This window comes from Pantoea sp. B9002 (assembly GCF_013385945.1).
GTDB lineage: Bacteria > Pseudomonadota > Gammaproteobacteria > Enterobacterales > Enterobacteriaceae > Pantoea.
Map to the genome: position 1 here is coordinate 1 of NZ_JACAPA010000047.1, position 24,979 is coordinate 24,979.

The window sequence follows — 24,979 nt, forward strand, 5'->3', positions numbered from 1 at the left end:
TATTTCTGGGGATCCCTCAGCTCGTAGGGTCGCCATTCATGGCGACCAGCAACCGCACCCTCTCGGTGGGTCGCCAAGCGTAAAACGGTCGCCATGAATGGCGACCCTACAGTTGTTTGGCGAGGTTTTCGTAGGGTGCGCATTCATGCGCACCTGGATACATAGGCAATTTATTGCTTAAGTAAGCGGCATTACGCCATTCATGGCGACCTGAAAAAGAAAGGGAGTTCACCCATGTCCTCAGATCTCAACTTTTGGCTCACCGCGCTGGTGGTGGCCATCACCATTTTGCTGTGGGCCAGCGCGCGTTTGCCGGAATATGTCACCGCGCTGCTGTTTTTCGCGGCGGCAATGTTGCTACAGCTGGCACCCGCCAGCATCGTATTCAGCGGTTTTGCCTCGTCGGCGTTTTGGCTGGTGCTCAGCGGTTTTGTACTGGGCGCGGCGATTCGCAAAGTCGGCTTGGCGCAGCGCTGGGCCAACTGGCTGGTGGTGCCGCTTAGTCAAAGCTGGCCGCGTATGATTGCTGGCACCGTGCTGCTGACTTATCTGCTGGCGTTTGTTATGCCCTCGAATATGGGACGCATCGCGCTGCTCATGCCGGTGGTGCTGGCGATGGGCGAACGTGCGGGAATCAAAGCGGGCAGTCGAGGCAGTATTGGCCTGGCGCTGGCGGTGGGATTTGGCACGTTCCAGCTCTCCGCCAGTATTTTGCCCGCCAACGTGCCGAATCTGGTGCTGAGCGGCGCGGCGGAAAGCGCGTATCAGCTACATCTACAATGGTTGCCGTGGTGGTTGCTGCATATGCCGGTGGTGGGCATCGCTAAAGGATTGTTATTGATAGGTTGCCTGCTCTTTCTGTTTCGTGCGCAGCCCAAAGCGGTTCACCAGCGCGACAGCTTAACCGCGCTCAGCCGCAGCGAATGGCGCTTGATTGGCCTGCTGGCGATCACCTTGCTGCTGTGGATGACCGACAGCGTGCACGGCTTACCGGCTGCGTGGGTGGGATTGGCGGCAGCCTGTATCTGTTTGCTGCCATGCGTAGGTTTTATCTCCAGCGAGGACTTTGCCAGCGGGGTGAATTTCCGCACCTGCATTTACATTGCCGGGATCCTTGGCGTCGCTACACTGGTGGTAGATTCCGGTTTGGGACGGATGATCGCCAACGCGATGCTTAACGTATTGCCGCTGCAGGATCATCCCTCATTCGGCAATTTCGCAGTACTCAATGCGCTAGTCTCGCTGCTGAATTTTGTGCTCACCGCCAATGGCGTTCCGGCGATGGTGACGCCGATGGCGCAAGAGCTGGCAAACGCTTCCGGTTTTCCACTGCTCACTGTGATTATGCTGCAAGTGTTTGCCTACGCCACACCGCTGCTGCCGTATCAGGCTTCGCCGGTGGTGGTGGCTATGGGACTCGGCAACGTTCCGGCGAAGGCCGGTTTACAGCTGTGCGCACTGATTTTTGTGCTTAGCGCGGTGTTGCTGTTACCGCTGGATTATCTATGGTTTCGGCTGCTAGGCTATGCCTGATATCTTTGCCAGAGATTACCTATGCCAGCCAATAACGATTGGGTTGATTTTCGTCGTGACGATGAGACCGGAATAGAAAGCGTCAACGCGCACTTTCGCGGGCACGCTTACGATCCGCACGATCACGACGAACTGCTGGTGGGCGTGACGCAGCAAGGTTTACAACGTTTCAACTGCCATCGTTCGCTGCACACCAGCACGCCGGGCCGGGCGATTCTGATTGAACCGGGCGCGGTACACGACGGACATGCGCCGGACGCTGAGGGTTTCACCTACGTGATGCTCTATCTGCCGCAGAGTTGGGTGGCGGAGATGATGCAACGTCGTGGGTTAGGCGATGTGTCGAATATCGAAGGCGCTTTCCGCCACACGTTGACTGACGATGCGCTGTTAGCCAGCGCGATTCAGCAAGCCTGGTTTGCAGTGCATCAGGGCGAAGGGCGGTTGGCGCGCGATCAAAGCCTCGATCATTTGCTTACCATGCTGTCGCGCCATCTGGATACCAAACCCAGCCTGCAGCACAGCGAAGCGATGCGTCAGATGCAGCTGCTGCGCGACTATCTGCACGATTTTATGGAGCAGGATATTGGTCTGGATGAGCTATCGCGCCTTTCCGGCATCGATCGGTTTCGCCTGACGCGCCAGTTCAAACAGGCGTTCGGCCAATCGCCGCATGCCTATCTGGTGCGTTTGCGTTTGCGCAGCGCACGCACCTTGCTGGCGCAGGGCATTGAGCCGGTGCAGGTGGCGGCGCAGGTTGGATTTGCCGACCAAAGCCATCTCGGCCGCTGGTTTCAGCGCGCCTATCGCATGACGCCCGCCGCATATCAACGTCAGTGCACAAACGTTCTATACGCTTCCCCGCCTGCTCTTAGATGATGAGGTTTTCGTTGTCATTGGAGAGTTGTTGCAGATGTTTGATACCAAAATCGCCCTGATCGTACGTGATGATTTAGCCACCTGGCAGCGCCTGAATGTGGTGGCGTTTCTTGCTACTGGCGTGGCGTCCGCCGCACCCGAGATGATGGGCGAACCTTATGTTGATGCCAAAGCGCGACAGTACGGCAACATGGCGGGCCAGCCGATGCTGGTGTTTGCCGGGGATTTAGCCGGTTTGCAGCGTGCGCACCGTCAGGGGCTGGAGCGCGAGTTAACCATTATTCCTTACGTGGAAGCGATGTTTTCCACCGGCCACGACGCGGCGAACCGCGAAGTGTTTAGGGCGGAGGATGCCGATAATTTGAATCTGGTCGGTATCGCGCTGCGCGGGCCGAAGAAAGCGGTGGATAAGGCGATTAAGGGGTTGGCGTTGCACGGGTAAACAGGGTGTTCACCCGGCATGGTGACCGTAGGGTGCGCATTTATGCGCACCTGAATTTATCCGCCGCACTCAGCAACAAATCTTCCCGCCCACGCAGCGCCAGCAGCTCCAGCCCAATCGGCAAACCTTCGGCGCTGAATCCCGCTGGAATGCTGATCGCCGGCGCGCCGGTCACCGCTGAAATCAGCGCGTTGCTGCCTTCCTGCATCTCACCGTGCTTAACCGGCGCATGGCGCACCACCGGATAAGCCAGCAGATTGATCTGCTGCGCGGCGAAAAATTCAGCCAGCTGCAAATAAAGATCGCGCTGACGCTGCTGCACCTGCCGATATCCTTCACTCTCCACGCCCGGATGCTGTGCCCGCGTGGTAAACACCGTCTCCAGCTGCGGATGATAGCGCCCGGACGCCACCACTTCCGCCAGCGTGCGGCTCTGCGCCTGCGGTTTATCCGCCAGATACGCCGCCAGTGCGCCAGCAAATTCGTAGCCGATGATGTTGGCCTCAGCGGCCAACGTCTCCAGCTGCGGATAACTCACCTCACGCGGCGCGAAATCTGCCAGCGCCGCGCGCACCGCCTGATTAATCTCGCCTTCCTCGGCAGCAAAACCTTCCTGCCAGATGCCGATGCGCAGCGGCTCATCGCTCTCCGCAAACTGTTGTCCACTCAAAATCTCAGACGCTAAACGTAAATCCGCCGCCGACCGTGCCAGCGGGCCGGGAATATCCTGAGTTGGCGACAGCGGCACAATGCCGTTAATGCTGATTGCACCGCGCGTCATGCGCAGGCCAAAAAGATGGTTAAACGCTGCCGGAATACGCACCGATCCGGCGGTATCGCTGCCGATCGCCAGCGGCACATAACCTGCCGCCACCGCCACGGCGGAACCGCTGCTCGATCCGCCCGGCGATCGGCCCTCAACCCACGCATTGTGGGTAAAACCGCTCAACGACGACGCGCCGGTGATGCCAGCGGCCAGTTCATGCATGGCGGTTTTGCCGATCAGAATCGCACCTGCCTTTCTCAGTCGGGTAACCAGCGGCGCATCATCGCTGGCGATAACCTCACGCAGCAGCACCGAACCGGCGCTGGTTGGCCAGCCTTGCACTTCGATATTGTCTTTGATCAGCAGCGGAATACCTTCCAGACGTCCCGCCACTGCGCCGCGCTGACGACGCGCATCGCTGGCGTCCGCCGCCGCTAAGGCTTGTTCGGCAAACAGCCAGGTGATGGCGTTGTAGCGCGGCTGATCCACCTCGGCAATGCGCTGCAGCGCGAAGGTGGCTAACTGGCGAGCGCTCACCCTGCGCTGCGTCAGCGCCTGCTGTAAGTCGTTAATCGAAGCGGTGAGATAATAAGCGTATTGCATCAGGTTAATCCTCCAGCGGAATCCATTGCCCGTCGCGCGTGACGCGTCCGCACGAGCTGCCATTAAAGTGAGTGCTAAACCAGATTGCCTGATGTTGTGCGCACCAGTCCATCACGCGTTGCCGCGAAGAAACGGCCAGCGGTCTATCCTCGCAAAACAGTGAGTTCCAGTGCGGGTTCTGAAACTGGATTGCATTGTGCATCACGTCACCGGCAAAGATTGCCGATTCACCGGCGCTTTCCAGCACGATCGATGCATGATCAACGCTGTGACCCGGCGTGGAGAGATAGCGCAGCACGCCAGCAAACAGCGGGGAATCCTGCACATCAATGGTCTCAAGCTGTCCGCTCGCGATCAGCGGCAGAATGCTGTCGCGATAGAGTTCCCGCGCCGCTGGATTCTGCTGACAGTGCGCCAGTTCCCGCGCCGAGCAGATATAGCGCGCATGCGGGAACATCGGCTGCCATTCGCCGTCTTGTTGATGGGTGTTCCAGCCAACGTGATCGGTATGAATGTGCGTCATCAGCACCAGCGTCACTTCCGCCGGATCAACGCCCGCCTGCGCGAGGTTTGTGGCATACGGCGTATTCAGCTGGTGAAACAGCGGCTTGTTATCGCGGTTGCGGCCGTTGCCGGTGGCGGTATCGATAATGATGGTGTGTTCACCGGTGCGCACCACCCAGCTATGAATCGACATCTCGGCGGGCTGCTCTGCTAATTCGTCACTCATTTCCGCGCGATGCGGCGTAAACAGCACGCCCAGCGGGAAGGCGGCGGTTTGTTCGCTCACTTTGGTAATCAGGCAATCGCCGACGCGAATCGTCATGAGGTGCTCCTAAATTTTTTGGTTGCTGCGAAGAAGCCTCACTATACTGGCGGTAATATCATTATTTAAATCGATTAAAATCATGCAATGCATCAACGAAAATGATTTCTCGCGCATCGACCTGAATTTGCTGGTGGTGTTGCTGGTGATGTACGAGGTGCGCAGCGTCACGCAGGCGGCAAATCGGCTCTATCTTGGACAACCGGCGGTAAGCGCGGCGCTAAAACGGCTGCGCGAGATGTTTGACGATCCGCTGTTTGTGCGCGCCTCAAACGGCATGACGCCAACGCCGCGCGCCGAACAGCTGGTGCAGCAGTTCGCGCCGCTGATGCAGGATCTGCATCGCGTGATCTTCACGCAGCAGCCGTTTAACGCGGCAGAAGATAGCTACAGTTTTCGTATTGGCATGAGCGACTGGCTGGAGCATTGGCTGATGCCGGATCTGCTGGCAGAACTGGCCCGCGTGGCGCCGAATATTGATGTGAAAGTAATCGCCACCGATCCGTGGCAGGCGATTCCGCTGATGGAGCAGCAGCAGGCGGATGTGGTGATAACGGTCGGCAATGAAACCAGCCGCGATCTCACGCGCGAAAAGATCCTGCGCGCCGGTTTCAGCACGGTTTGGCATCGGCAGCAAATTGAACTCGATGCGCCGCTGACGTTGCAGCAGTTCGTGAGTTACGAGCATGCGCTGGTGTCGTATCGCGGTGTGAGCGAAAGCGCGCTGGATCGGCAGCTGCAACAGCAAGGTGTGGCGCGGCGCGTGCGCTATGTGACGCCGAACTTTTCCGCGTTGCCGATGCTGCTTAAGCGTTTGCCGCTGTTCGCTACGGTGCCGCAGGGTTTGGTGCCATCCTGGTGCGATTTATACGGTCTGAGCGCCGCGCCCGTGCCGGTGAGCATGCCGGATTATGAAGTGTCGCTGCTGTGGCACAACGCGCGCAGCGAAGATGCCGCCAACCGCTGGCTGCGGGATATTCTGCGCGGGCTGATACAGCGTAAATCTACGGATGATCCGTAGCGGCGCAATTCATTGCGCGATAAATCGCGCCGCTACGAAATGTGCCGTGATGTGATGCGATGCTAAACTGATCGGCATTACACAATTCATTGCGCGCCTTTTAAAACAGCGCGATAAATATGTGCATAAATCTAATTCGCACTTACCACGGCACCACGCGGCCTAAATAATCCAGATAATGAATCCCGCGTCGCCCAGCATAACTTTCCATGGTGTTCAGCAAATTCGGGATGCTCTCCTCAATGGTCAGGCGCGCTTCCGGGCCGCCCATATCGGTGCGCACCCAGCCGGGCGCCATCAGCAACAGCGTGCGATCGCCGGCGCTGCGTGCGGCGAAGCTGCGCATAAACATATTCAGCGCCGCTTTGCTGCCGCGATACACCTCGTAATTACCGTTGGTGTTGTTGGTCAAACTGCCCTGGCCGGATGACATCACCGCAATAGTGCCGCTGGCCGTGACGCGATCTTTAAAGGTCTCGATCACCCGTAGCGGGCTGAGCGCGTTGGTCACCATCACGCGGGTAAACTCTTCAGTAGAGACATCGGCGATGGTTTCGCGGTCATCATTTTTCACCCCCGCGTTGACGAACAGCATATCGAACTGCCGATCCGCCAGCCGCGTATGCAGCGCTTCGACCTGTTCCGGTTCGTTGATATCCACGCTCTCCACCGTCAGCTGTGAGGGGGAGCGATCGGCCAGCTGCTGCAAATTCCCGGTCGAGTTTTCACGTCCGGTGGCGACCACCTGATAACCGCGCTGCAGCATGGTTTCCGCCAGCGCTAAACCCAGGCCACGCGATGCGCCAATCAGTAATATCTTCATGATGTTCTCCTCGGTGTTTGCGATAAGAAGAGTGTAGCGCCGGGCGAGGGCAGGCGGAACGCGCAGCACTCGCAGTATTAACCTGCGCCAGACGCCTTGTCTTAAAATGCCGAATCGGCGAGGATAAACCGCATGAATGATGCCGATCTGAACCTGTTAATTGCTTTGGATGCGCTGCTGATTGAAGGCAGCGTAATTGGCGCTGCCCGCCGTTTGGGGTTGAGTGAATCGGCGATGAGCCGCACGCTGGGACGCTTACGCGCCACCACCGGCGATGCGCTGTTAGTGCGCGCCGGACGCAACATGGTGCTGACACCGTATGCCGAAGCGATCCGCGAGCGCACGCATCACACGGTTCGCGAGGCGCGAGCGGTGTTAAGCCCGACGGCGCAGTCGCTGAATCTGCATCAGTTAGACCGCGGTTTCACCCTGCGTACCAATGAAGGATTCGTCGAAGCCTTTGGCAGCGCGCTGATCGCTGCCGTGGCGCACCAGGCACCGCACGCGTGGCTGAGTTTTGTGCCCAAGCCGGAAAAAAGCGCGCGCGATTTGCGTGAAGGCAACATCGATCTGGAGATTGGCGTGCTGGGCAATATGGGCCCGGAGATTCGCCTGCAGGCGCTGTTCCGCGATAGCTTCGTTGGCGTGGTGCGCGCCGGACATCCGCTCACGCAGCAGCGGGATATCACCCAGTTCGCGGCCTTTGGTCATATCGTGGCGTCACGGCGCGGTGAGCTTGGCGGGCCGATTCATGATGCGCTGCAGCAGGCTGGATTAACCCGCAAAGTGGCGGCGGTGGTAGCGGCATTCTCCAGCGCGGTGGCGCTGGCGCAGGAATCGGATCTCGTCGCATTAGTGCCGCGTTCGCTGTTTCTGCATCATCCGTTGATCAAAAAAAGCACCCGCTTAGCGATGTTTGAACTGCCGTTCGCCACGCCAGAAATGACCGTGTCACAGCTGTGGCATCCGCGACTGGAAAATGACGCGGCGCATCGTTGGCTGCGCGGCGTGGTAAAAAGTGTTTGTCAGCCGCCGCGCACCGATCCACGCCACACCACATCGGCCTGATACAGCAGGCTATCGTGCTGTTGTTCACCTTGCGGCGTGAAGCCGGTTTCCTCCTGCTCGGTTTGTATCAACCACTTCACCGCATCCTGCGCGAACTGCTCAACCGGCTGGGAAAACGTGGTGAGATTGTAGGATGACCAACCGGCCTGCGCGATGTTGTCGTAACCGATCAAACAGAGATCTTCCGGCACGCGCAGGGCAAAGCGGTGGCGCGCTTCATCCATAAAGCCGCAGGCCACCAAATCAGTGACGCAAAACACGCCGTCGGGCCGCTGATGACGCGTCAGCAAGCGGTGCGCCAGAATCTGTCCGCTCTCGTACGAAGTGGTACCAAATCGTTCGATGGTCACGCTTAATCCCGCCCGTTCGGCCGCCAGGACAAAGGTGTCTTCGCGCTTTTTCAGGCTCGGCGTGCCCGCCAGCGAATTGGCAAACGCCAGATGCTGACAACCGGCGCGCTGAAACGCCATCACCGCCGTTTGTGCGGCGCTTTCGGCATCGAGATTGATGCTAAGCGAGCCCGGCAGCGCTTCGTCGCGGTTAATCAAAATGATGCGCTGGCCGTGCTTGTAACACTGGCGCGTGATGGTGCGATCCGGCATGCCGGAGAGAATGATTGAGGCATCGGCGCGGAAATTAATCGCCTGCTGCAGTGCCGCTGAAACGCTGTTATCCGAGCGATCGGTGTTGATCAGCATCGCCACTTTGCCCGCTTCCTGCAAAAACTGCGTCAGCCAGCGCACCAGACTGGCGCGATAGGGCGTGGCGATTTCCGAGACGATCAGGCAGACAATGCTGCTGCGATTGCGCACCAGACCGCGCGCCAGATGATTGACGTGATAACCCAACTCTTCCGCCGCCTTCATCACCCGTTCACGCGTTGCCGGTGACACGCTGGCGCCCGGCGTAAAGGCGCGCGACACCGCCGAGCGCGAAACGCCCGCGCGTTCAGCGACATCCTGCGCGCTTACCACCGCTTTCTCATGCTGCATGCTCAACACCTCTTCACAATCTGGCTGCAACTGAGTCTGCCTCAGATTGCAAAGCTGTGCAAACCGCTTTAGATCTCATTTGTTGCATTTTTGTGACATCGCCTAACAATTGCGCAGCGTGGTGTTTGACAGGACATTTCTTGTTCATTACTACTTTGCACACACGTGCAAGAAAAGGTGCCAATGAAGCACCAACCCTACAATCCAGGAGAACACTATGCGAGTCACCTCAATGGCCATCGCGCTATCCCTCTGTTGCACTGCACTGCCGTTTGCCGCCTCGGCAGCGGGCAATCTGAACATGGTTTGCTCCGCCGATGTGGTGGTGTGCGAGCACATGACCAACATCTTCAGCAAAGCGCATCCGGATATCAAAGTCAGCATGGTGCGCCTCTCGGCGGGCGAAGCTTATGCACGTCTGCGCAGCGAAGCACGCAATCCGCGCACCGATATCTGGTGGGCGGGCACCGGCGATCCACATATGCAGGCGGCGGAAGAGGGGCTGACGCAGCCGTACAAATCGCCGCTGCTCGATCAGCAGCAGGATTGGGCGCAGAAGCAGGCGGAAAACTCCAGTTACCGCACGGTGGGCATTTACGCTGGCGCGCTCGGTTGGGGTTACAACACCAAATTACTGGCGTCGAAAAAGCTGAAAGAGCCGAAATGCTGGGCCGATTTGCTGGACCCAAGCTTTAAAGGCGAGATTCAAATCGCCAACCCGAACTCGTCGGGCACGGCCTACAACACGCTGGCGACGCTGGTGCAGATCATGGGTGAAGATCAGGCCTTTGATTACCTGAAAAAGCTTAACGCCAATATTTCGCAATACACCAAATCGGGCTCCGCGCCGGTGAAGTCGGCGGCGCGTGGCGAAACCACCGTCGGCATCGTGTTTATGCATGATGCGGTGGCGATGGAAGTCGATGGTTTCCCGATCAAGACCGTCGCGCCGTGCGAAGGTACCGGCTATGAGATTGGCTCAATGTCGATTGTTAAAGGGGCGCGTAACCTCGCCAACGCTAAAGTCTGGTACGACTGGGCGCTGAGCGCCGAAGCGCAATCGCATATGAAAGAGGCCAAATCCTTCCAGCTGCCGTCGAACCGTAACGCGGAGATTTCAGAGTACGCGCCGCGCTTTGAGAACATCAAATTGATCGATTACGACTTCAAGACCTACGGCGATTCGGCCAAACGTAAAGCGTTGTTGGGACGTTGGGATAAAGAGATCGGTGCCAGCGCGCAGTAAGAGAATTTGCTCACACCGTAGCGGCGCAATTCATTGCGCGATGTTCGTCGGTGCATGCGGTTCGATTGATGAAATCAAAAACGCGCGATAAATCGCGCCGCTACGGATACGTGCTCGCAATGACGATTTGGGGGATTGGATGAATGCAAATAATCGCCGTCTGACAGGCGCGCTGATCATCGGCGCAGTGGCGTTACTGCTGCTGCCGTGGTTCAGCCTGGAAGCCGGTTTCTTCAGCAGCGGCTGGTTAACCAGCCTGTGGAGCGACAGCGCCAACGCGCCCGCGCTGTGGCAAGTGGGTGAACATCCGTGGCTAATCATCGCCATCGCGCTGTTCGTGCTGTGCGCCGGCTGCGGCATCCTGCCGGGCACGGCGCGCAGCCGTTTGCTGCTGCTGTTCAGTGCGCTTGGCGTGCTGTTCCTCATCATCGAAGGTCACGCCATTGGCTACAGCGGCTGGAGCTGGCTGTGGCTGGAAAACCGCTTCGGCGCGCTCGCATCGGGCCAGCCGGCGATGGGCGCGGGTGCGCTGCTGTTGCTGACCACTTTCCTGCTGCTGTTCTCCTTCGCGCTGGCCGAACGCGGCGTGATGAAAGGCGACGCCTTTGTGGTGGCGTCGCTGGTGCTGCTCACCGCGCTGGTGAGCATATTCGTGCTCTATCCGGTGCTCAGCATGTTTGTGGTGTCGGTACAGGACGTGGACGGCAGCTTCAAGCCGGATGGCTTAATCAGCAACATTCAGGACCCGTCGATTTGGAGCCTGTCCTGTTTGTCGGGCGGCACCTGCGGCACCGCATGGCGCACGTTGTGGCTGGCGCTGATGACCGCTGCCGGATCAACGCTGCTCGGTTTGGCGTTTGCTTTAGCCGCCACGCGCACGCCGCTGCCGTTTAAGAAAGCGCTACGCATGCTGACCATTCTGCCGATCATCACGCCGCCGTTTGTGATTGGTCTGGCGCTGATCCTGCTGTTTGGCCGCTCCGGCGTGGTAACCGAACATCTGGCGGCGCTGTTTGGCATCGAACCGGGCCGCTGGCTGTATGGCTTAACCGGCATCTGGATTGCGCAGGTTTTATCGTTCACGCCGATTGCGTTTCTGGTGCTGATTGGCGTGGTGGAAGGCGTCAGTCCGTCGCTGGAAGAGGCATCACAAACGCTGCGTGCCAATCGCTGGCGCACCTTTACACGCGTCTCGCTGCCGCTGATGGCGCCGGGTTTAGCCAACGCCTTTCTGATTAGCTTTATCGAAAGCATGGCCGATTTCGGTAACCCGATGGTGCTGGGCGGCAGTCACGGCGTGCTCTCCACTGAGATCTTCTTCTCGGTGGTTGGCGCACAGAACGATCCGAGCCGCGCGGCGGTGCTGGCGATGATTCTGCTGTGCTTCACGCTGACGGCCTTTGTGCTGCAGCGCTGGTGGCTCGGCGGCAAGAATTTCGCCACCGTTACCGGCAAAGGCGATGGCGGCAAACATGTGCAGCTGCCGCGCGTGCTGCGCTTTGGCGTGTACGGCATGGTGATTCCGTGGGGCCTGTTCACGCTGGTGATCTACGGCATGATTGTGGTCGGCGGCTTTGTGCAGTCGTGGGGATTGAATGATGCGCTGACCATCGAGCATTACGTGCGCGCCTTCGGCGTCAGCTTCAGCGACGGGCATCTGCTGTGGAGCGGCGTGGCGTGGAACTCGTTCTGGACCACGCTGGAGATCGCGCTGATTGCCGCACCGCTGACGGCGATTGTCGGCCTGCTCACCGCATGGCTGATTGTGCGCCAGAAGTTCGCCGGTCGACAGACCTTTGAGTTCCTGCTGATGCTGAGCTTCGCCATTCCCGGCACCGTTATCGGCGTCAGTTATGTGATGGCGTATAACCTGCCGCCGCTGGAGATCACCGGTACCGCGATGATTCTCGTTGCCTGCTTTGTATTCCGCAACATGCCGGTTGGCGTGCGCGGCGGCATCGCGGCGATGAGCCAGCTGGATAAAAGTCTTGATGAAGCGTCATTAACGCTGGGTGCCAATAGCTTCCGCACGCTGCGCAAAGTGGTGCTGCCGCTGCTGAAACCGGCCATTAGCGCCGCGCTGGTCTACGCCTTCGTGCGCGCCATTACCTCAATCAGTGCGGTGATCTTCCTCGTGAGCGCGCAATACAACATGGCAACCTCTTACATCGTCGGGCTGGTGGAAAACGGCGAATACGGTGTGGCAATTGCTTACTCAACCGTCTTGATTGTCGTGATGCTGCTGATCATCGGCATGTTCCAGTGGCTGGTGGGCGAACGGCGTCTGCGCCGCGTGGCCCGTCCGGTCGATATTGCGGTGCCGCCCGCTACAACCTCATTAACCCAGGAGAGAGCCGTATGACACGCGTAACCGCTGGATCTGTAGTGTTTGAACACGTCTCTAAACGCTTTGCCGGTTTTGATGCGATTCCCGATCTCTCGCTGACGGTGGAGCCCGGCACGCTGGTGACGCTGCTGGGTCCGTCCGGCTGCGGCAAAACCACCACGCTGCGCCTGCTGGCCGGGCTGGAGCATCCCACCGCCGGACGCATTTTGATCGGTGGCAAAGATGTCACCAACTTGCCCGCCAACGAGCGCGACGTGGCGATGGTGTTTCAGTCTTACGCGCTGTTCCCGCACATGAGCGCGCTCGACAACATCATGTATGGCTTGCAGTCGTCGGGTATGAATAAGCGTGAAGCGCAGGACCGCGCGCGCGAAGGGTTGAAGCTGGTGGGCCTTGAACATCAGGGCCAGCGATTGCCGTCTGAGCTTTCTGGCGGGCAGCAACAGCGCATTGCGGTGGCGCGCGCGCTGGTGCTGGAGCCGCAGGTGCTGCTGCTGGATGAGCCGCTCTCGAATCTCGATGAGCGTTTGCGTCGCCGGGTGCGCACCGATATCCGCGATCTGCAACAGCGGCTCGGTTTCACGGCGGTGTACGTCACGCACGATCAGGAAGAGGCGCTGGCGGTCTCCGATAAGATTATTGTCATGAAAGAGGGTGATATTGCCCAGCAGGGCGCGCCGGAAAGTCTCTATCACGCGCCGAACTCGGTGTTTATCGCCGACTTTATGGGCGAGGCCAATATTCTGCCGTGCGAAGTCGAGCAGCTTGATGGCAGCGAAGCGCTGGTGCGACTCGGCAGCCAGCGCTATCGCGTGCGCGGCAACGGCTTGAAAACCGGCGCGGCCCAGCTGTCGGTGCGACCGCAGTTTATTACGCTGCGCGGAGAAGGCGCGGGTGCCCTGCGCGGCGAAGTGACGCACAGCACGTGGCTCGGCGACCATATCGAATATGAAGTCGCCACCGAATTGGGTTCGTTGTTTATTGTCGATGCCGAGATGGAGCAGCAGTTGCCGCTGGCATCGAACGTCGCGATTGATTTTAAACCTCAGGGTTTGGCCCTGATTGCCGGTTAATTTGAGGATGGATGATGAGTGAATTAGACAATGACCCGCTGTTATCGCGCCTGATTTTAGCGGAGAAGGTGGCACGCGCCGGCGGCGCGAAGGCGCTGGAGTATTTCCATCAGCGTGAAACTTTGGTGGTCGAGACCAAATACGATTTGCAGGATGTGGTGTCGCGCGCTGACCGCGAAGTGGAACAGATGATCGACCAGCAGATTCGCGCGCAGTTTGCCGACGACGGTTTTCTCGGGGAAGAGTACGGATTGCAGGAAGGTTCATCGGGTTATACGTGGGTGGTTGATCCGATCGACGGCACCAGCCCGTTCCTCAACGGCATGCCGAACTGGTGCGTGTCCGTGGCGGTGTTGCACGACGGCGTGCCGGTGATTGGCGTGATTTTCGCGCCCACTTATCAGGAGTGTTACGTGGCGGCGATTGGACAGGGCGCCACGCTCAACGGTAAGCGCTTGCAGGTGGATGCCAGTCGCACGCTGCAAAACCATGTCACCGGTTTTGGTGCCAACAGCCACGTTAGCCCGGATGAAGTGGGGAAAATCCTTGCGTCGCTGCTGGCGGCCGGCGGGAATTTTATCCGCATTGGATCCGGCGCATTGATGCTGGCGTGGGTCGCGGCCGGGCGCGTGGTGGGTTATTACGAACCCTATATGCATGCATGGGATTGCCTGGCCGGTTATTGCCTGGTGAAAGAGGCGGGCGGCTGGTATCACCCGTTCAACACCGAAGGCGAACGTTTGCTGAAAGGTGCGCAGGTATTGGCGGTTGCGCCAGGTGCGGAAGCGGATTTGAAACGGATTGCCGGATTGTGATTTTGGTTGCGGTCGCCATGAATGGCGTAATGGCGATTATTTACGCACAAGAATAAATCTACGCACATTCCGTAGCGGCGCGATTTATCGCGCAATAAATTGCGCCGCTACGATCTGTGCTTTCTGTAATAACAACAATCTATCAAACCAGAATAAATTCCCGATAACCCGACCAAATCACATAGATGGCGAAATAAACAAAAATCAACGCAGAAGCAAGATAGGAATACTTCAACAAACGCTGCCCCAGCAACTTGCCGCCCATGCTACCGACCAGGCACAGCACGCAGGTCCACACCACGCCAGCAATAAAGAAGCCACCAAGAAACGATGAGGTTGCCGCCGCGCTGCCGTGTCCCATACGGGAAATCAATGCACCGCCAACGCTGGCAAACCACAAAATCGCGGTCGGCGATGACATCGCCAGCATCACGCCACGACTGAACTCGCGCAGCAGCGATCGATAGGGCTGTTGTTCGGTTTCCGGCAGTGCAGCCTGCTTCTGCAACGCCGCATACAACATTTTCCCGGCAAACCACAGCAGCATCACACCGCCGCCAATCCACAATACCCAGCGCACGGCGGTGAACTGCAACACAATCGCCATGCCCGCCAACGCCAGCACCGCATAGATTAAGTCACCAATGCAGGTGCCAATCCCCAACCAAAAACCGTGAAAATAGCCACGTTGCATCGCCAGCGTGATCATGGCGATATTGGCGAGACCGATATCAAGGCACAACGACAAACTCAGCAGAAAACCATTTGAAAACTGCAGCATAGCAACGTCAGCATCCCTGGCATGTTAAGAGGGCATCATTAAAGCATGCCGGTAAAACACAGTAATTATAAGAATTACGCATTTGTGCTATTCCGACTGACACGTTTGGAGGTAATCGTGCTCTAACTGCGGATGAATCCACGATAATGTGAACACGATCACGCCCGTTCGGCGCGAATCAAAGCAATCCCACTATAGTCGTTATGCGGCCTGCAGCATCGGCGCAATCACAATAAAAAATCCAACTCGACTAACGATTTTTATAAAGAACATTCCGATTATGGTGGGTACGACAATGAAAAATCACAATAAAACTGTGTCTGGCGTTTTGGCGTCACGTTTAAGCGTGGCATTATCGCTAGCTGTTTTCACATTAGCGGGAAGTGCAATGGCAACTGCAGCGGAACATCACAACCAAACGGCCTTAGTGGGCACATGGACCAGCATCCCGGATGCGCCGTTAGTGCAAAATCCAGGTCATCCCAGCGAAGGTTTATACCGTTTGAAGGTCAATAGCGACGGCACGCTGACGCCGCTCGATTTCATCAAAATGAAAAGCCCATCGTGGATTGTGAAATCGCACGACGGGCGTTTTGCCTACACCACCAATGAAGAAAACGTCGGAGCTGTAACTGCGCTGGCGATTGATCACAGCGGCAAGGTGCGCGTCATCAATGCGGTGGATAGCCACGGCCAGCAGCCAACGCATGCCACCATCAGCCCGGACGGGAAATTCCTGTTTGTCGCCAACTATTCGGTGGCAAAAGGTGGTGCCAGCGTGGCGGTCTTCCCGATTCATCACGACGGTTCGCTCGGCGAGCAGGCGCAGAATTTCCCGTTTGCCAGCGGCAGCGGTGCGGTGAAAGATCGTCAGGATAGCGGGCATGCGCACTCCACCACGTTCACTCATGATGGCAAATACCTTTACGCCGCGGATCTCGGCGGCGACAAACTGCACGCTTATGCCTATCACGCGGGCAACGCTCAGCCGCTGCAAGCGGATACTTCACGCGATGTCACCTTCCCGGCCGGTTCTGGCCCGCGCCACATGGTGTTTTCACCGGATGGCAAACACGCCTATGTCACTACCGAAATGGCCGGTGAAGTGGTGGTGTTTGCGGTGCAGGACGATCGTCTGGAGCAGCAGGCTAAGGTCAAACTGAATACGGAAAACAGCAGCGCCGAGTATCGCAGCGGCGGCGGCATTATCCTCAGCCCGAACGGCAAGTTTGTGATTGCGGCTAATCGCGGTTCGGATAACAGCCTAGTGGTGTTCCGCATTGAGCAGGATGGTTCACTGGGATCGCCAGTGCGCTACAAAGCGGATGGTATTGAACCACGCGCTTTCGCCTTTGATGCCAGCGGCAAATACCTTTATGTGGCAAACGTGTTCACCAATAACATCACTCTGTTCCATTTCGATGCAGAAAGCGGTGTGCTGAAAGCGGCGGGTGAAGTGGCGAAGATTGCCACGCCGACGGATATTAAGTTTTTTAATTGAGTGATTAATTTTGGTCGCCATAAATGGCGACATTATCGGTTTTGTAGGGTCGCCATTTATGGCGACCGCGCACCTAATTGGTGCCAATTGCCATTTAACAGTGCGCACATTGTCGTAGCGGCGCAATTTATTGCGCGATTAATCGCGCCGCTACGTGTAGGTGCGGTGTCTAATTTATTTGGCCCACTTCTTGCTTTATAAAAAATAACGCCCCAACGATGTGGCAACCCTCTTGTTAATGCAGACAGCGCCGTCTGCCGATCGCTTTTATTCTCTCCGGCCTCCCGGAAACACTCCTATTTTATCCTTCTCTTTTCAAGAGGTTGCTATGGCTATTAGTCGTCGTTCATTTATCCAGGGTTCAGCAGTTTCGGCATTAGGCCTGGCAGCGGGCGTTGCGCCTAAATTTTCTTTCGCCGCTGACAGCAAAGACGCCATCAAAATCGCCAGTATTCTCGACTTATCCGGCGGGCTCGATATCTACGGCAAGCCGATGTCGAACGCCATTAATCTGGCAGCGGAGGAGATCAACGCAGCGGGTGGTTTATTAGGTCGCCCGTTACAGGTGATTAATTACGATGCGCAATCCAATATGCAGCTTTATGCGCAATATGCGCAGCAGGCGGCGCTGAAAGATAAAGTGGCGGTGGTGCACGGCGGCATTACCTCGGCCTCGCGTGAAGTTATTCGTCCGGTGCTGGATCGTTTTCGTTCGCTCTATTTTTATCCGGCGCAATATGAAGGCGGCGTATGCGATCGCAACTACTTCTCTTCCGGTTCGACGCCGGCGCAAACCGTGGAAAAACTGGTGCCTTATGCGGTGAAGAAGTGGGGCAAAAAAGTCTACGTGCTGGCGGCAGATTATAACTACGGCCAAATCGTCTCGGCGTGGGTGAAAAAGTCGGTGCACGATAACGGCGGCGAAGTGATGGCAGTTGAATTCTTCCCGCTGGATGTCACCGATTTTGGTGCGGCGATCTCTAAAATTCAGAGCGCCAAACCCGACATGGTGTGGTCAGCGCTGGTCGGTGGCGCGCACATCTCCTTCTATCGCCAGTGGCATGCCGCCGGTATGAGCGGCAAGATCCCGATTGCCTCCACGGTGTTTGGCGGTGGGAACGAACATATCATTCTGTCACCGGAAGAGAGCAACGGCATCCTGGTGGCCGCCAACTATATGCAGGAAATTCCCTCGCCGGAAAACAAAGCGTTCGTCGAGCGATTCCATGCGCGCTACGGCGCGAATACGCCGTACATCAGCGACCTCGCGATGGGCGCTTATCAGGGCATGTTGATCTGGGCGGAAGGGGTGCGCAAAGCGGGCGATATCGACCGCATGAAGGTGATTGAGGCACTGGAGTCCGGCGTCACGCTGACCTCGCCGAGCGGCAAGCTGAGCGTTGATCCGGCGACGCATCACTGTTCGCTGGATGTGCATATCGCCGAAGTGGAAAACCATCAGATGAAAATTCTGGAAACCTTCACCGATCAAGCGCCGGTGGATACCGCGATGGTGTGCGATCTGAAGAAAAATCCGCGCGATACCAAACAGTATCAAATTGAGCTGTAACAGGAGCCGCTATGGATCTGTTCATTATCTACGCCATTGAAGTGCTCAATGCCATCGCCGTGCTGGTGATCATGAGCGTCGGGCTGGCGGTGGTGTTCGGCATGATGAAAATCGTCAATATGGCGCACGGCGAATTCATGATGCTGGGCGGCTACAGCGCCATTCTCGCCACCAATCAATGGGGCGTGCCGATCTGGATTTCGATGCTGGTGATCGCGCCGCTCACCGTGGGCGTGTTTGGCGCGGTGATTGAGCGCGTGATTATCCGTCATCTGTATGGACGGATGATCGACACCATGCTGGCGACGTGGGGGCTGAGCCTGGCGCTGATTGGTGCCGCCACCATGCTGTTCGGCAACACCACGCTGGGCATCAGTTCACCGCTGCCCAGCGTCAGCATCGGCAGCTACAGCACCAGCGGTTATTCGCTGTTCATGATTGTGTTTGCGGTCGGCTTGCTCGGCGCGCTGTGGTTGCTGCTGCGCTTTACCACTTTAGGTTTGTGCGCGCGCGCCACCATGCAGAATGCGCGCATGGCGGCGGCGCTCGGCAGCAATCCGGGCAAGATCTACAGCCTGACGTTTGGCCTGGGCGCGGCGCTGTCGGGTTTGGGCGGCGCGCTGTTAGCACCGATTACCGGCGTGATCCCGACCATCGGCGTCAGCTTTATCGCAAAAGCCTTTATCACGGTGATTGGCGGTGGCAGCGCCATCATCGCCGGTACGCTCTCCGCCTCGACGCTGTTCGGCACCATTTCGCAGCTGGTGACGTACTTCTCCACGCCGGTGTTTGGTGCGGTTGCGCTATTGCTGAGCGCCATTGTGCTGCTGCGCTTGCTGCCGCAGGGCATCACCGGACGCTTCTTCAGGAGATCGCTGTAATGAAACTGTTCTCGGAAAAGATCCAGATTGTCATCACCTCACTGGCGATGGTGCTGGTGGCGCTGTGGCTGTCAGGCGCGATCGAGCTCTACACCTTGCTGTCCCTGACGGTGTTTCTGGTGATGGGTTTGTTGTCGCTGAGCCTGGCGTTTATCTGGGGCTACGGCGGCATCCTGTGCTTTGGTCAGGCGGCGTTTTTTGGTTTAGGGGCTTATACCTATGCGATTTGCGCCATCAACTGGGGCGATTCGACCTGGGCGGTGGTGATGGCGGTGCTGCTGCCAACGCTGTTCTCGCTGCTGCTCGGCTATGTGATTTTTTATGGCGGCGTCAGCGATGTCTATCTCGGCGCCATCACGCTAGCGGTGAGTCTGGTGCTGTTTAACTGGGTTAACTCCACCTCCGGCAGCGAATACCACATCGGCGAGGCGCTGCTGGGCGGCTTTAATGGCATTCCCTCCGTGCCGACGCTCAACCTGCCGTTCCAGCCGGATGCCATTTTATCGCCCGAAGCGATCTTTATGGTCACCGCCGGATGTCTGGCGCTGTGCTACGCCTTGCTGAAGTTCGTGCTGCTGAGCCGTTTTGGCAAAACCGTGGTGGCGATTCGTGAGAACGAACAGCGCGCCGGATTGCTCGGCTACAACGTGCCGGCGCATAAGCTGGCGACCTTCGCCATCGGCGCGGCGATTGCCGGACTGGCGGGCTGTTTGTACGTCAACTGGGGCGCGTTTGTCAGTCCCGGCGTGTTCAGCATCAGCCAGTCGGCGCAGATCATCATCTGGGTGATTGTCGGTGGACGCGGCACGCTGCTGGGTCCGGTGATCAGCTGCGTGCTGTTGCAATGGATGGTGACGCGGCTGGGCGCGCAGCAAACCGTGGATGTCAATTTAGTGCTCGGCGTGATTCTGGCGGTGTTTGTGTTGCTGATTCCGGGCGGCATTTTGCCGACCTTGCAGCGTGTGTGGCGGCGCAAGCGTCCCGCCGCGCCCGCCAGCCGCGCGCAGGTCAGAGAGGTGAAACCATGACGACCAACGTGTTACTGGAAACCCGCAAAATGGGCGTCAGTTTTGGCGGCGTGCATGCAGTAAAAGAGGTGGATTTCATCTTACGCGAAGGTGAGTTGCGCTGCCTGATCGGCCCCAACGGCGCAGGTAAAAGTACTTTCTTCAAGATGCTGAGTGGCCAGGTGACGCCGACGCGCGGCGAGTGTCGCTATCGCGAACAGGTGATCTCCGGCAAACGGCCATGGGAAATCGCGCGTTTGGGGATTGGCATTAAAACTCAGGTGCCGAGCGTGTTCGAAGGCTTAAGCGTGCGGGAAAATCTGTGGCAGGCGGCGGCGAATAAGCTGGCGAAAGCGGCGCTGCCGGCGGCGATTGAACAGGTGCTGGAGGATATCGGTCTGGTCGATCTGCAACATGCGGTGCTCTCGGAACTGGCGCACGGTCAGCGGCAGTGGGTGGAGCTGGGGATGATCCTGATCTCCACACCGCAGCTGGTGCTGCTGGATGAACCGGCGGCGGGCATGACGCATCAGGAAGTGCGCAAAACCGCGCAGCTGATCAAGGCGATTAATCAGCAGAGCACGGTGGTGGTGGTGGAACACGACATGGAGTTCATCAGCATGATTGCGCAACAGGTGACGGTGTTTAACCAGGGCGCGGTGCTGGCAGAAGGCAGCTTCCGCGAGGTGACGCAAAATCCGCGGGTCAAAGAGGCGTATCTCGGCAATCTGGAGATTAAACATGCTTGAAATAAAAGAGATGGTCTCGGGTTACAACAAGATTCCGGTGCTGAACTTATCCGAGCTGTTTGTCGGCGCTAAGTCGTTTACCGGCGTGCTGGGCCGCAACGGCATGGGCAAAACCACGCTGCTGCGCACCATTATGGGCGAACTGCCGGCCTGGCAAGGCCAGATCGCGCTGAACGGCATCGATATTACCCGTTATCAGGCGCACCAGCGTGCGGTGGCGGGCATCGGTTTTGTGCCGCAAGGGCGACAGATTTTCCCGCAGCTGACGGTGGAGGAGAATCTGCGCATGGGCTGCGTGAAACACTTCTCCCGCGCCGGAGAGATTATCGAGCAGATGCTGGCGTATTTTCCGCGCCTGAAACGCCTGCTGGCGCATCCGGGCGGTGCGCTATCGGGCGGCGAGCAGCAGTTGCTGGCGCTGGCGCGCTGCCTGTGCGGCCAGCCGCAGCTGGTGCTGCTGGATGAGCCAACGGAAGGGATTCAACCGAATATCTGCGAGGAGATTATCGAGACGTTGCGGCGGCTGCGCCATGAGATGGATATTTCGATCATTCTGGTGGAGCAGGATATCGAGTTTCTTTACGCGCTCTCTGACCAGATTCATGTGATTGAAAAGGGGCAGATTGTGCAGAAGATCGATCCGAAAACCCAGTCGAGCGCCAGCGTGGCGGAGCAGTTTTTGGGGTTTCATGTTTGAGCTGTTTTACCCTCACCCTAGCCCTCTCCCGCACGCGGGAGAGGGAACCGATCGAGCAGCGTCTCCCACCGCACAGGAGAGGGAACCGATTGAGCGGGCGTGCATGTGGCAGCGTCTCCCTCTCCCTGTGGGAGAGGGCCGGGGTGAGGGCATCAGCGCGCAGAGGACATTGTCCGCCCTGACACAGCACCCGGCAGCATCAGCAAAGCGTTAACCCATCCGCTCGCTTACTGTGAGGCTTCCTCATTCGGGATGCGCATAGGGTGAACCATGACTGAACAATCATTACTGGCAACGCTTTCTGGTGTCCGGCTGCATATTTTCCATCCTGATTCACAGAGCGTGCGCGCGTTTTGCGCCTCGCTGACGCAGTTGGGCTGTCACGCTCAGCACAGCTGGCCGCCAGCAGCGTCAATCCCCGCCGATACGCAACTGCTGCTGGTGGCGATAGAAGTACATCAGCAGCCACTGTTATCCCCTCTGTTCAACAGCGCGCGCGAAAGGGATATTCCCCTCATCGCACTGGCGGATAGCCACAACGCGCGGCTGTTTCCGCTGCTGCTGCAACTCCAGCCGAACGCTATCGCCGAGCGTGAGCTCAATCCGTTTGCCTTGATTGTGCAGATGATCGGCACGCTACAAACCGTGCGTCATCAGCAGCGGTTGCGTGCGATGCAGCAGGCGCGTAAAGCGCGCGGAGAAAGGTTGGCGCAGGCCAAAGGTGTGCTGATGCAAACCTTCGGGCTGGATGAATCGGGGGCGTATCGCTTAATGCGCAGTGAAGCGATGAACACGCGTAGCAGCATGGAATACACCGCCGAGCGCGTAATCACCACGCTACAAAAGTAACGGCGCTGGCGCGTCCGGCAGCCGTAGCAGGCTGCTGGGCGTGTAACCAAAAGCTTTGCGGAACGCCAGGCTGAAGTGCGACATATCGCTGAAGCCGTGATCCAACGCCACCTGGGTGATATTGCGCGCTTTGCCTTCGGCGAGAATGCGATGACACGCCTGCAAACGCTCCTGCCAGAGGAAGTTCATCGGCGTGGTGCCGTGCGCGGCAAACACCCGGCTGATGGTGCGCGGCGAGACGTGATGCACATTGGCGATCTGCGCCACCGACAGCTCTGGCTCCTGCAGGTTGTGACGCAGAAAACTCACCACGCGTGAGTAGAGATCCGGCTTCAGCGCCTCTTCGCTGTGCTGCAAATTGACGCTCACCGAAATCATATTCAGCAGCGTGTTGGCAAACTGCTCGGCCAGAAACGGGTTCTCGTGGTCGGGATTAAACACGAACGCTTCCTGCAGCAGCAGTTTGAGCGATGCCATGCCGGGGCGCGTGAGATCCAGCGTTTTTCCCGCCAGTTTGGCGGTGGCAGGCGCTTCCTTCTCCATGATGTGACGCGGCAGATGCACGATATTGATCGCCACCTTCTCCATCGCAAAATCAAACGGCGTGGCGGCATCGTAAATCACCACGTCGCCAGCGCTGACGCGTGATTGATGGCCATTCTGCCGCAGCGTGCCGCTGCCAGCGCACACGTAGCCCAGATAGAAATCGTGATTAGGATGGCGGCGGATGCACTCCGGCGTGCGTTGCCACATCAGCGCGGTGTGCGATACGTGATTGGCAATATCCATGTGACCGAGCATCGAATAGGCAAAGCTGCCGGAAAAAGTGCCCGAATGCATCTGTCGCGCTTCGGCTTTGATCAGACGTGAACACACCGCATCACGCCAGGCATCGAAGCGATGACGGTTATCGAGATCGTCGGTGGTGAAAAGCTCTTTCATATCAGCATCCCCTAAACATGGCGAAAAAGGGCGGAAGTCAGGGAGTTGAAGCAAGTTTCAGGCCATGAGCGGGTGAAATGACCGCCCCGAAGCTATCGGGGCGGTAAAGAACGCAGATTTATAACGCAGGATGCTGTTTATGCCAGTCGGTGACCTGCTGGAAGGCCCACGCGCCCTGAATCATGGTGGTTTCGGCGAAATGTGCTGCCACTAATTGGAAGCCAATCGGCGCGCCGCCTGCGGTTTTGCCGCACGGCAAGGTGATGGTGGGATGTCCGCTGGCGTCGAATGCACTGGTATAGCGCAGTACGCCGTTAAACAGTGCCTGATCGGTACCAAAACGGGTCATGGTGTCCCAGGTTAATCCGGCATACGCGGTAGCCGGTGCCAGAATCAGATCAACCTGAGTAAAGAGCGCGGAGATATCGCCGCGCAGCGCCGCACGGCTGAGCAGCAAACGCTGATACTCCAGCGCGGTGACGCTGTGACCGAGATCCAGCAAACCCGCCAGGCCCGGACCGTATTGCTCTTTCTGCGCCGGATAAGTCTCTTGATGCGCCAGCGCGGTTTCCACAGCGCAGAGTGCGCTCCACTCGGCGGCGGCTTTTTCGGTATCGGGCAAGGTGATATCCACCAGCGTCGCGCCGAGCGAACTCAAGGTGGCGATCGCCGATTGCAGCGCGGCGCGCGTCTCCTCGTCGACTTTATCCAGCGCCCAGCTTTTATCAATGCCGATGCGCATTTTGCTGATGCCGCGCGTCATCAGCGCCAGATAATCCGGCACCGGCTCGCTGCTGGAAGTGGGATCTTTATCATCGCGACCGGCAATGGCTTGCAACATGGCGGCGGCATCGGCGGCGTTGCGCGCCATCGGGCCGATATGATCCAGTGATGCCGCCAGTTCGCAGGCACCGTGACGCGTGACGCGGCTCCACGTCGGTTTAATGCCGGTCAGGCCGTTGGCGTTGGAGGGAAAGCGAATCGATCCGCCGGTATCGGTGCCAATTGAGCCGAAGCATAAACCTGCGGCGGTGGCGACGCCGGATCCGCTGGAGGAGACGCCGGTCCACAGCGCGCTGCCCCACGGATTATTTGGCCGGGTGATATCGGGATGGTGATCGGCGAAGGCGCTTTCGGTTTGCGTCAGTTTGCCGAGAATCACCGCACCCGCCTCGCGGAAGCGCTCCACCACAGTGGAGTTTTCTGATGGGTAACGATCTTTGTGGATGATCATGCCGTGGCTAGTGGGCGCGTCTTTGGTCCAGATCAGATCTTTGAGCGCGATGGGTACGCCATGCAGCGGACCGCGCATTTTGCCCTGGGCTATTTCGGCGTCGGCTTCCGCCGCCTGTTGCAGCGCACTGTCGCGCATCACGTAGAAGTAGCTGTGTAAGTCGCGATCGAGCGTATCGATGCGCGTCAGCAGGGTTTGCGTGACCTCTACCGAAGAGATTTCGCCCGACTGAATCAAGCGGCCAATTTCCAGCAAGCTTTTGTAATGCAGGTTATCCATCGTGACCTTACCCCGTGAGTGAGAGATGTGTTGATGAATAACCTAAGTCACTGCG

23 protein-coding genes are annotated in these 24,979 nt (G+C 58.1%); 16 read left to right on the forward strand and 7 right to left on the reverse strand.

Annotated features, from left to right (window positions below):
- The first annotated feature begins 234 nt into the window (after positions 1-234).
- From HX773_RS20645 to HX773_RS20655, 3 genes are read left to right on the forward strand one after another with little or no spacing between them, the layout of a single operon-like run.
- On the forward strand, positions 235-1,533 hold the full coding sequence (locus HX773_RS20645) for an SLC13 family permease (protein WP_176973094.1): 1,299 nt from the start codon (positions 235-237) through the stop codon (positions 1,531-1,533).
- A 21-nt stretch (positions 1,534-1,554) separates the two neighbouring features.
- The gene (locus HX773_RS20650) at positions 1,555-2,412 is read left to right on the forward strand and encodes an AraC family transcriptional regulator (RefSeq protein WP_176973095.1); all 858 of its coding nucleotides are present in this window, start codon (positions 1,555-1,557) and stop codon (positions 2,410-2,412) included.
- A gap of 34 nt (positions 2,413-2,446) precedes the next feature.
- Positions 2,447-2,854 (forward strand): DUF2000 family protein, encoded by a 408-nt coding sequence (locus tag HX773_RS20655; RefSeq protein ID WP_176973096.1) that lies wholly within the window; start codon positions 2,447-2,449, stop codon positions 2,852-2,854.
- Positions 2,855-2,894: 40 nt separating this feature from the next.
- Here HX773_RS20655 and HX773_RS20660 read toward each other — a convergent pair whose 3' ends face one another.
- Both HX773_RS20660 and HX773_RS20665 read right to left on the reverse strand, forming a co-directional pair.
- The gene (locus tag HX773_RS20660) at positions 2,895-4,223 is read right to left on the reverse strand and encodes an amidase (protein ID WP_176973097.1); all 1,329 of its coding nucleotides are present in this window, start codon (positions 4,221-4,223) and stop codon (positions 2,895-2,897) included.
- Positions 4,224-4,227: 4 nt separating this feature from the next.
- Positions 4,228-5,049, reverse strand: coding sequence for an MBL fold metallo-hydrolase (locus HX773_RS20665; RefSeq protein ID WP_176973098.1), 822 nt, complete (start codon positions 5,047-5,049; stop codon positions 4,228-4,230).
- An 82-nt stretch (positions 5,050-5,131) separates the two neighbouring features.
- Here HX773_RS20665 and HX773_RS20670 point away from each other — a divergent pair, with 82 nt between their 5' ends.
- Positions 5,132-6,070, forward strand: a complete 939-nt coding sequence (locus tag HX773_RS20670; RefSeq protein ID WP_176973099.1) for a LysR family transcriptional regulator — start codon at positions 5,132-5,134, stop codon at positions 6,068-6,070.
- A 142-nt stretch (positions 6,071-6,212) separates the two neighbouring features.
- Here the strand turns inward: HX773_RS20670 and HX773_RS20675 are convergent, their stop codons facing one another.
- On the reverse strand, positions 6,213-6,893 hold the full coding sequence (locus HX773_RS20675; RefSeq protein ID WP_176973100.1) for an SDR family NAD(P)-dependent oxidoreductase: 681 nt from the start codon (positions 6,891-6,893) through the stop codon (positions 6,213-6,215).
- Between the two features lie 132 nt (positions 6,894-7,025).
- On the opposite strand from HX773_RS20675, the gene HX773_RS20680 reads away from it, so the two are divergent.
- On the forward strand, positions 7,026-7,961 hold the full coding sequence (locus tag HX773_RS20680; protein WP_176973101.1) for a LysR family transcriptional regulator: 936 nt from the start codon (positions 7,026-7,028) through the stop codon (positions 7,959-7,961).
- Here HX773_RS20680 and HX773_RS20685 read toward each other — a convergent pair.
- On the reverse strand, positions 7,919-8,953 hold the full coding sequence (locus tag HX773_RS20685) for a LacI family DNA-binding transcriptional regulator (RefSeq protein WP_176973102.1): 1,035 nt from the start codon (positions 8,951-8,953) through the stop codon (positions 7,919-7,921). The two genes, HX773_RS20680 and HX773_RS20685, sit on opposite strands and share 43 nt — an antisense overlap.
- A 217-nt stretch (positions 8,954-9,170) precedes the next feature.
- Here HX773_RS20685 and HX773_RS20690 point away from each other — a divergent pair, with 217 nt between their 5' ends.
- The 4 genes from HX773_RS20690 (at position 9,171) to HX773_RS20705 (ending at position 14,434) form a co-directional block, all read left to right on the forward strand.
- Positions 9,171-10,199, forward strand: a complete 1,029-nt coding sequence (locus tag HX773_RS20690; protein WP_176973103.1) for an ABC transporter substrate-binding protein — start codon at positions 9,171-9,173, stop codon at positions 10,197-10,199.
- 139 nt (positions 10,200-10,338) lie between these two features.
- Entirely contained in the window at positions 10,339-12,561 is a 2,223-nt protein-coding gene (locus HX773_RS20695; protein WP_176973104.1) for an iron ABC transporter permease, read from the forward strand.
- Complete coding sequence (locus HX773_RS20700) at positions 12,558-13,619, forward strand: ABC transporter ATP-binding protein (protein ID WP_008109395.1); 1,062 nt, start codon at positions 12,558-12,560, stop codon at positions 13,617-13,619. The genes HX773_RS20695 and HX773_RS20700 overlap by 4 nt, the downstream gene beginning before the upstream one ends.
- A 14-nt stretch (positions 13,620-13,633) precedes the next feature.
- The gene (locus HX773_RS20705) at positions 13,634-14,434 is read left to right on the forward strand and encodes an inositol monophosphatase family protein (RefSeq protein WP_176973105.1); all 801 of its coding nucleotides are present in this window, start codon (positions 13,634-13,636) and stop codon (positions 14,432-14,434) included.
- 142 nt (positions 14,435-14,576) lie between these two features.
- Here the strand turns inward: HX773_RS20705 and HX773_RS20710 are convergent, their stop codons facing one another.
- On the reverse strand, positions 14,577-15,215 hold the full coding sequence (locus HX773_RS20710; RefSeq protein ID WP_101761716.1) for a LysE family translocator: 639 nt from the start codon (positions 15,213-15,215) through the stop codon (positions 14,577-14,579).
- Positions 15,216-15,603: 388 nt separating this feature from the next.
- Here HX773_RS20710 and HX773_RS20715 point away from each other — a divergent pair, with 388 nt between their 5' ends.
- From HX773_RS20715 to HX773_RS20745, 7 genes are all read left to right on the forward strand, one after another.
- Positions 15,604-16,716: a lactonase family protein gene (locus HX773_RS20715; protein ID WP_176973106.1), complete on the forward strand. Its 1,113-nt coding sequence runs from the start codon at positions 15,604-15,606 to the stop codon at positions 16,714-16,716.
- Between the two features lie 328 nt (positions 16,717-17,044).
- A complete protein-coding gene (locus HX773_RS20720; RefSeq protein ID WP_008109387.1) occupies positions 17,045-18,286 on the forward strand; it encodes an ABC transporter substrate-binding protein in 1,242 nt (413 codons plus the stop codon).
- Positions 18,287-18,297: 11 nt separating this feature from the next.
- Positions 18,298-19,167: a branched-chain amino acid ABC transporter permease gene (locus HX773_RS20725; RefSeq protein ID WP_176973107.1), complete on the forward strand. Its 870-nt coding sequence runs from the start codon at positions 18,298-18,300 to the stop codon at positions 19,165-19,167.
- A complete protein-coding gene (locus HX773_RS20730) occupies positions 19,167-20,195 on the forward strand; it encodes a branched-chain amino acid ABC transporter permease (protein ID WP_176973108.1) in 1,029 nt (342 codons plus the stop codon). Before HX773_RS20725 ends, HX773_RS20730 begins: the two co-directional genes overlap by 1 nt.
- On the forward strand, positions 20,192-20,923 hold the full coding sequence (locus HX773_RS20735) for an ATP-binding cassette domain-containing protein (RefSeq protein ID WP_176973109.1): 732 nt from the start codon (positions 20,192-20,194) through the stop codon (positions 20,921-20,923). Before HX773_RS20730 ends, HX773_RS20735 begins: the two co-directional genes overlap by 4 nt.
- Positions 20,916-21,620 (forward strand): ABC transporter ATP-binding protein, encoded by a 705-nt coding sequence (locus HX773_RS20740; protein WP_176973110.1) that lies wholly within the window; start codon positions 20,916-20,918, stop codon positions 21,618-21,620. The genes HX773_RS20735 and HX773_RS20740 overlap by 8 nt, the downstream gene beginning before the upstream one ends.
- A 270-nt stretch (positions 21,621-21,890) precedes the next feature.
- Positions 21,891-22,469: an ANTAR domain-containing response regulator gene (locus HX773_RS20745; RefSeq protein ID WP_176973111.1), complete on the forward strand. Its 579-nt coding sequence runs from the start codon at positions 21,891-21,893 to the stop codon at positions 22,467-22,469.
- Here HX773_RS20745 and HX773_RS20750 read toward each other — a convergent pair.
- Both HX773_RS20750 and HX773_RS20755 read right to left on the reverse strand, forming a co-directional pair.
- Complete coding sequence (locus HX773_RS20750; protein ID WP_176973112.1) at positions 22,458-23,411, reverse strand: helix-turn-helix domain-containing protein; 954 nt, start codon at positions 23,409-23,411, stop codon at positions 22,458-22,460. The two genes, HX773_RS20745 and HX773_RS20750, sit on opposite strands and share 12 nt — an antisense overlap.
- 118 nt (positions 23,412-23,529) lie before the next feature.
- Positions 23,530-24,924: an amidase gene (locus tag HX773_RS20755; RefSeq protein ID WP_176973113.1), complete on the reverse strand. Its 1,395-nt coding sequence runs from the start codon at positions 24,922-24,924 to the stop codon at positions 23,530-23,532.
- Between the last annotated feature and the right edge of the window lie 55 nt (positions 24,925-24,979).

Excerpts from the sequence above, each read along its gene's own strand:
- HX773_RS20670 (WP_176973099.1), top strand. The coding sequence starts at position 5,132 with ATGCAATGCATCAACGAAAATGATTTCTCGCGCATCGACCTGAATTTG.
- HX773_RS20680 (WP_176973101.1), top strand. The coding sequence starts at position 7,026 with ATGAATGATGCCGATCTGAACCTGTTAATTGCTTTGGATGCGCTGCTG.
- HX773_RS20655 (WP_176973096.1), top strand. The coding sequence starts at position 2,447 with ATGTTTGATACCAAAATCGCCCTGATCGTACGTGATGATTTAGCCACC.
- HX773_RS20740 (WP_176973110.1), top strand. The coding sequence starts at position 20,916 with ATGCTTGAAATAAAAGAGATGGTCTCGGGTTACAACAAGATTCCGGTG.
- HX773_RS20700 (WP_008109395.1), top strand. The coding sequence starts at position 12,558 with ATGACACGCGTAACCGCTGGATCTGTAGTGTTTGAACACGTCTCTAAA.
- HX773_RS20675 (WP_176973100.1), bottom strand. The coding sequence starts at position 6,893 with ATGAAGATATTACTGATTGGCGCATCGCGTGGCCTGGGTTTAGCGCTG.
- HX773_RS20725 (WP_176973107.1), top strand. The coding sequence starts at position 18,298 with ATGGATCTGTTCATTATCTACGCCATTGAAGTGCTCAATGCCATCGCC.
- HX773_RS20735 (WP_176973109.1), top strand. The coding sequence starts at position 20,192 with ATGACGACCAACGTGTTACTGGAAACCCGCAAAATGGGCGTCAGTTTT.
- HX773_RS20705 (WP_176973105.1), top strand. The coding sequence starts at position 13,634 with ATGAGTGAATTAGACAATGACCCGCTGTTATCGCGCCTGATTTTAGCG.
- HX773_RS20660 (WP_176973097.1), bottom strand. The coding sequence starts at position 4,223 with ATGCAATACGCTTATTATCTCACCGCTTCGATTAACGACTTACAGCAG.
- HX773_RS20665 (WP_176973098.1), bottom strand. The coding sequence starts at position 5,049 with ATGACGATTCGCGTCGGCGATTGCCTGATTACCAAAGTGAGCGAACAA.
- HX773_RS20645 (WP_176973094.1), top strand. The coding sequence starts at position 235 with ATGTCCTCAGATCTCAACTTTTGGCTCACCGCGCTGGTGGTGGCCATC.
- HX773_RS20755 (WP_176973113.1), bottom strand. The coding sequence starts at position 24,924 with ATGGATAACCTGCATTACAAAAGCTTGCTGGAAATTGGCCGCTTGATT.
- HX773_RS20715 (WP_176973106.1), top strand. The coding sequence starts at position 15,604 with ATGGCAACTGCAGCGGAACATCACAACCAAACGGCCTTAGTGGGCACA.
- HX773_RS20720 (WP_008109387.1), top strand. The coding sequence starts at position 17,045 with ATGGCTATTAGTCGTCGTTCATTTATCCAGGGTTCAGCAGTTTCGGCA.
- HX773_RS20685 (WP_176973102.1), bottom strand. The coding sequence starts at position 8,953 with ATGCAGCATGAGAAAGCGGTGGTAAGCGCGCAGGATGTCGCTGAACGC.
- HX773_RS20750 (WP_176973112.1), bottom strand. The coding sequence starts at position 23,411 with ATGAAAGAGCTTTTCACCACCGACGATCTCGATAACCGTCATCGCTTC.
- HX773_RS20745 (WP_176973111.1), top strand. The coding sequence starts at position 21,891 with ATGACTGAACAATCATTACTGGCAACGCTTTCTGGTGTCCGGCTGCAT.
- HX773_RS20650 (WP_176973095.1), top strand. The coding sequence starts at position 1,555 with ATGCCAGCCAATAACGATTGGGTTGATTTTCGTCGTGACGATGAGACC.
- HX773_RS20710 (WP_101761716.1), bottom strand. The coding sequence starts at position 15,215 with ATGCTGCAGTTTTCAAATGGTTTTCTGCTGAGTTTGTCGTTGTGCCTT.
- HX773_RS20695 (WP_176973104.1), top strand. The coding sequence starts at position 10,339 with ATGAATGCAAATAATCGCCGTCTGACAGGCGCGCTGATCATCGGCGCA.
- HX773_RS20730 (WP_176973108.1), top strand. The coding sequence starts at position 19,167 with ATGAAACTGTTCTCGGAAAAGATCCAGATTGTCATCACCTCACTGGCG.
- HX773_RS20690 (WP_176973103.1), top strand. The coding sequence starts at position 9,171 with ATGCGAGTCACCTCAATGGCCATCGCGCTATCCCTCTGTTGCACTGCA.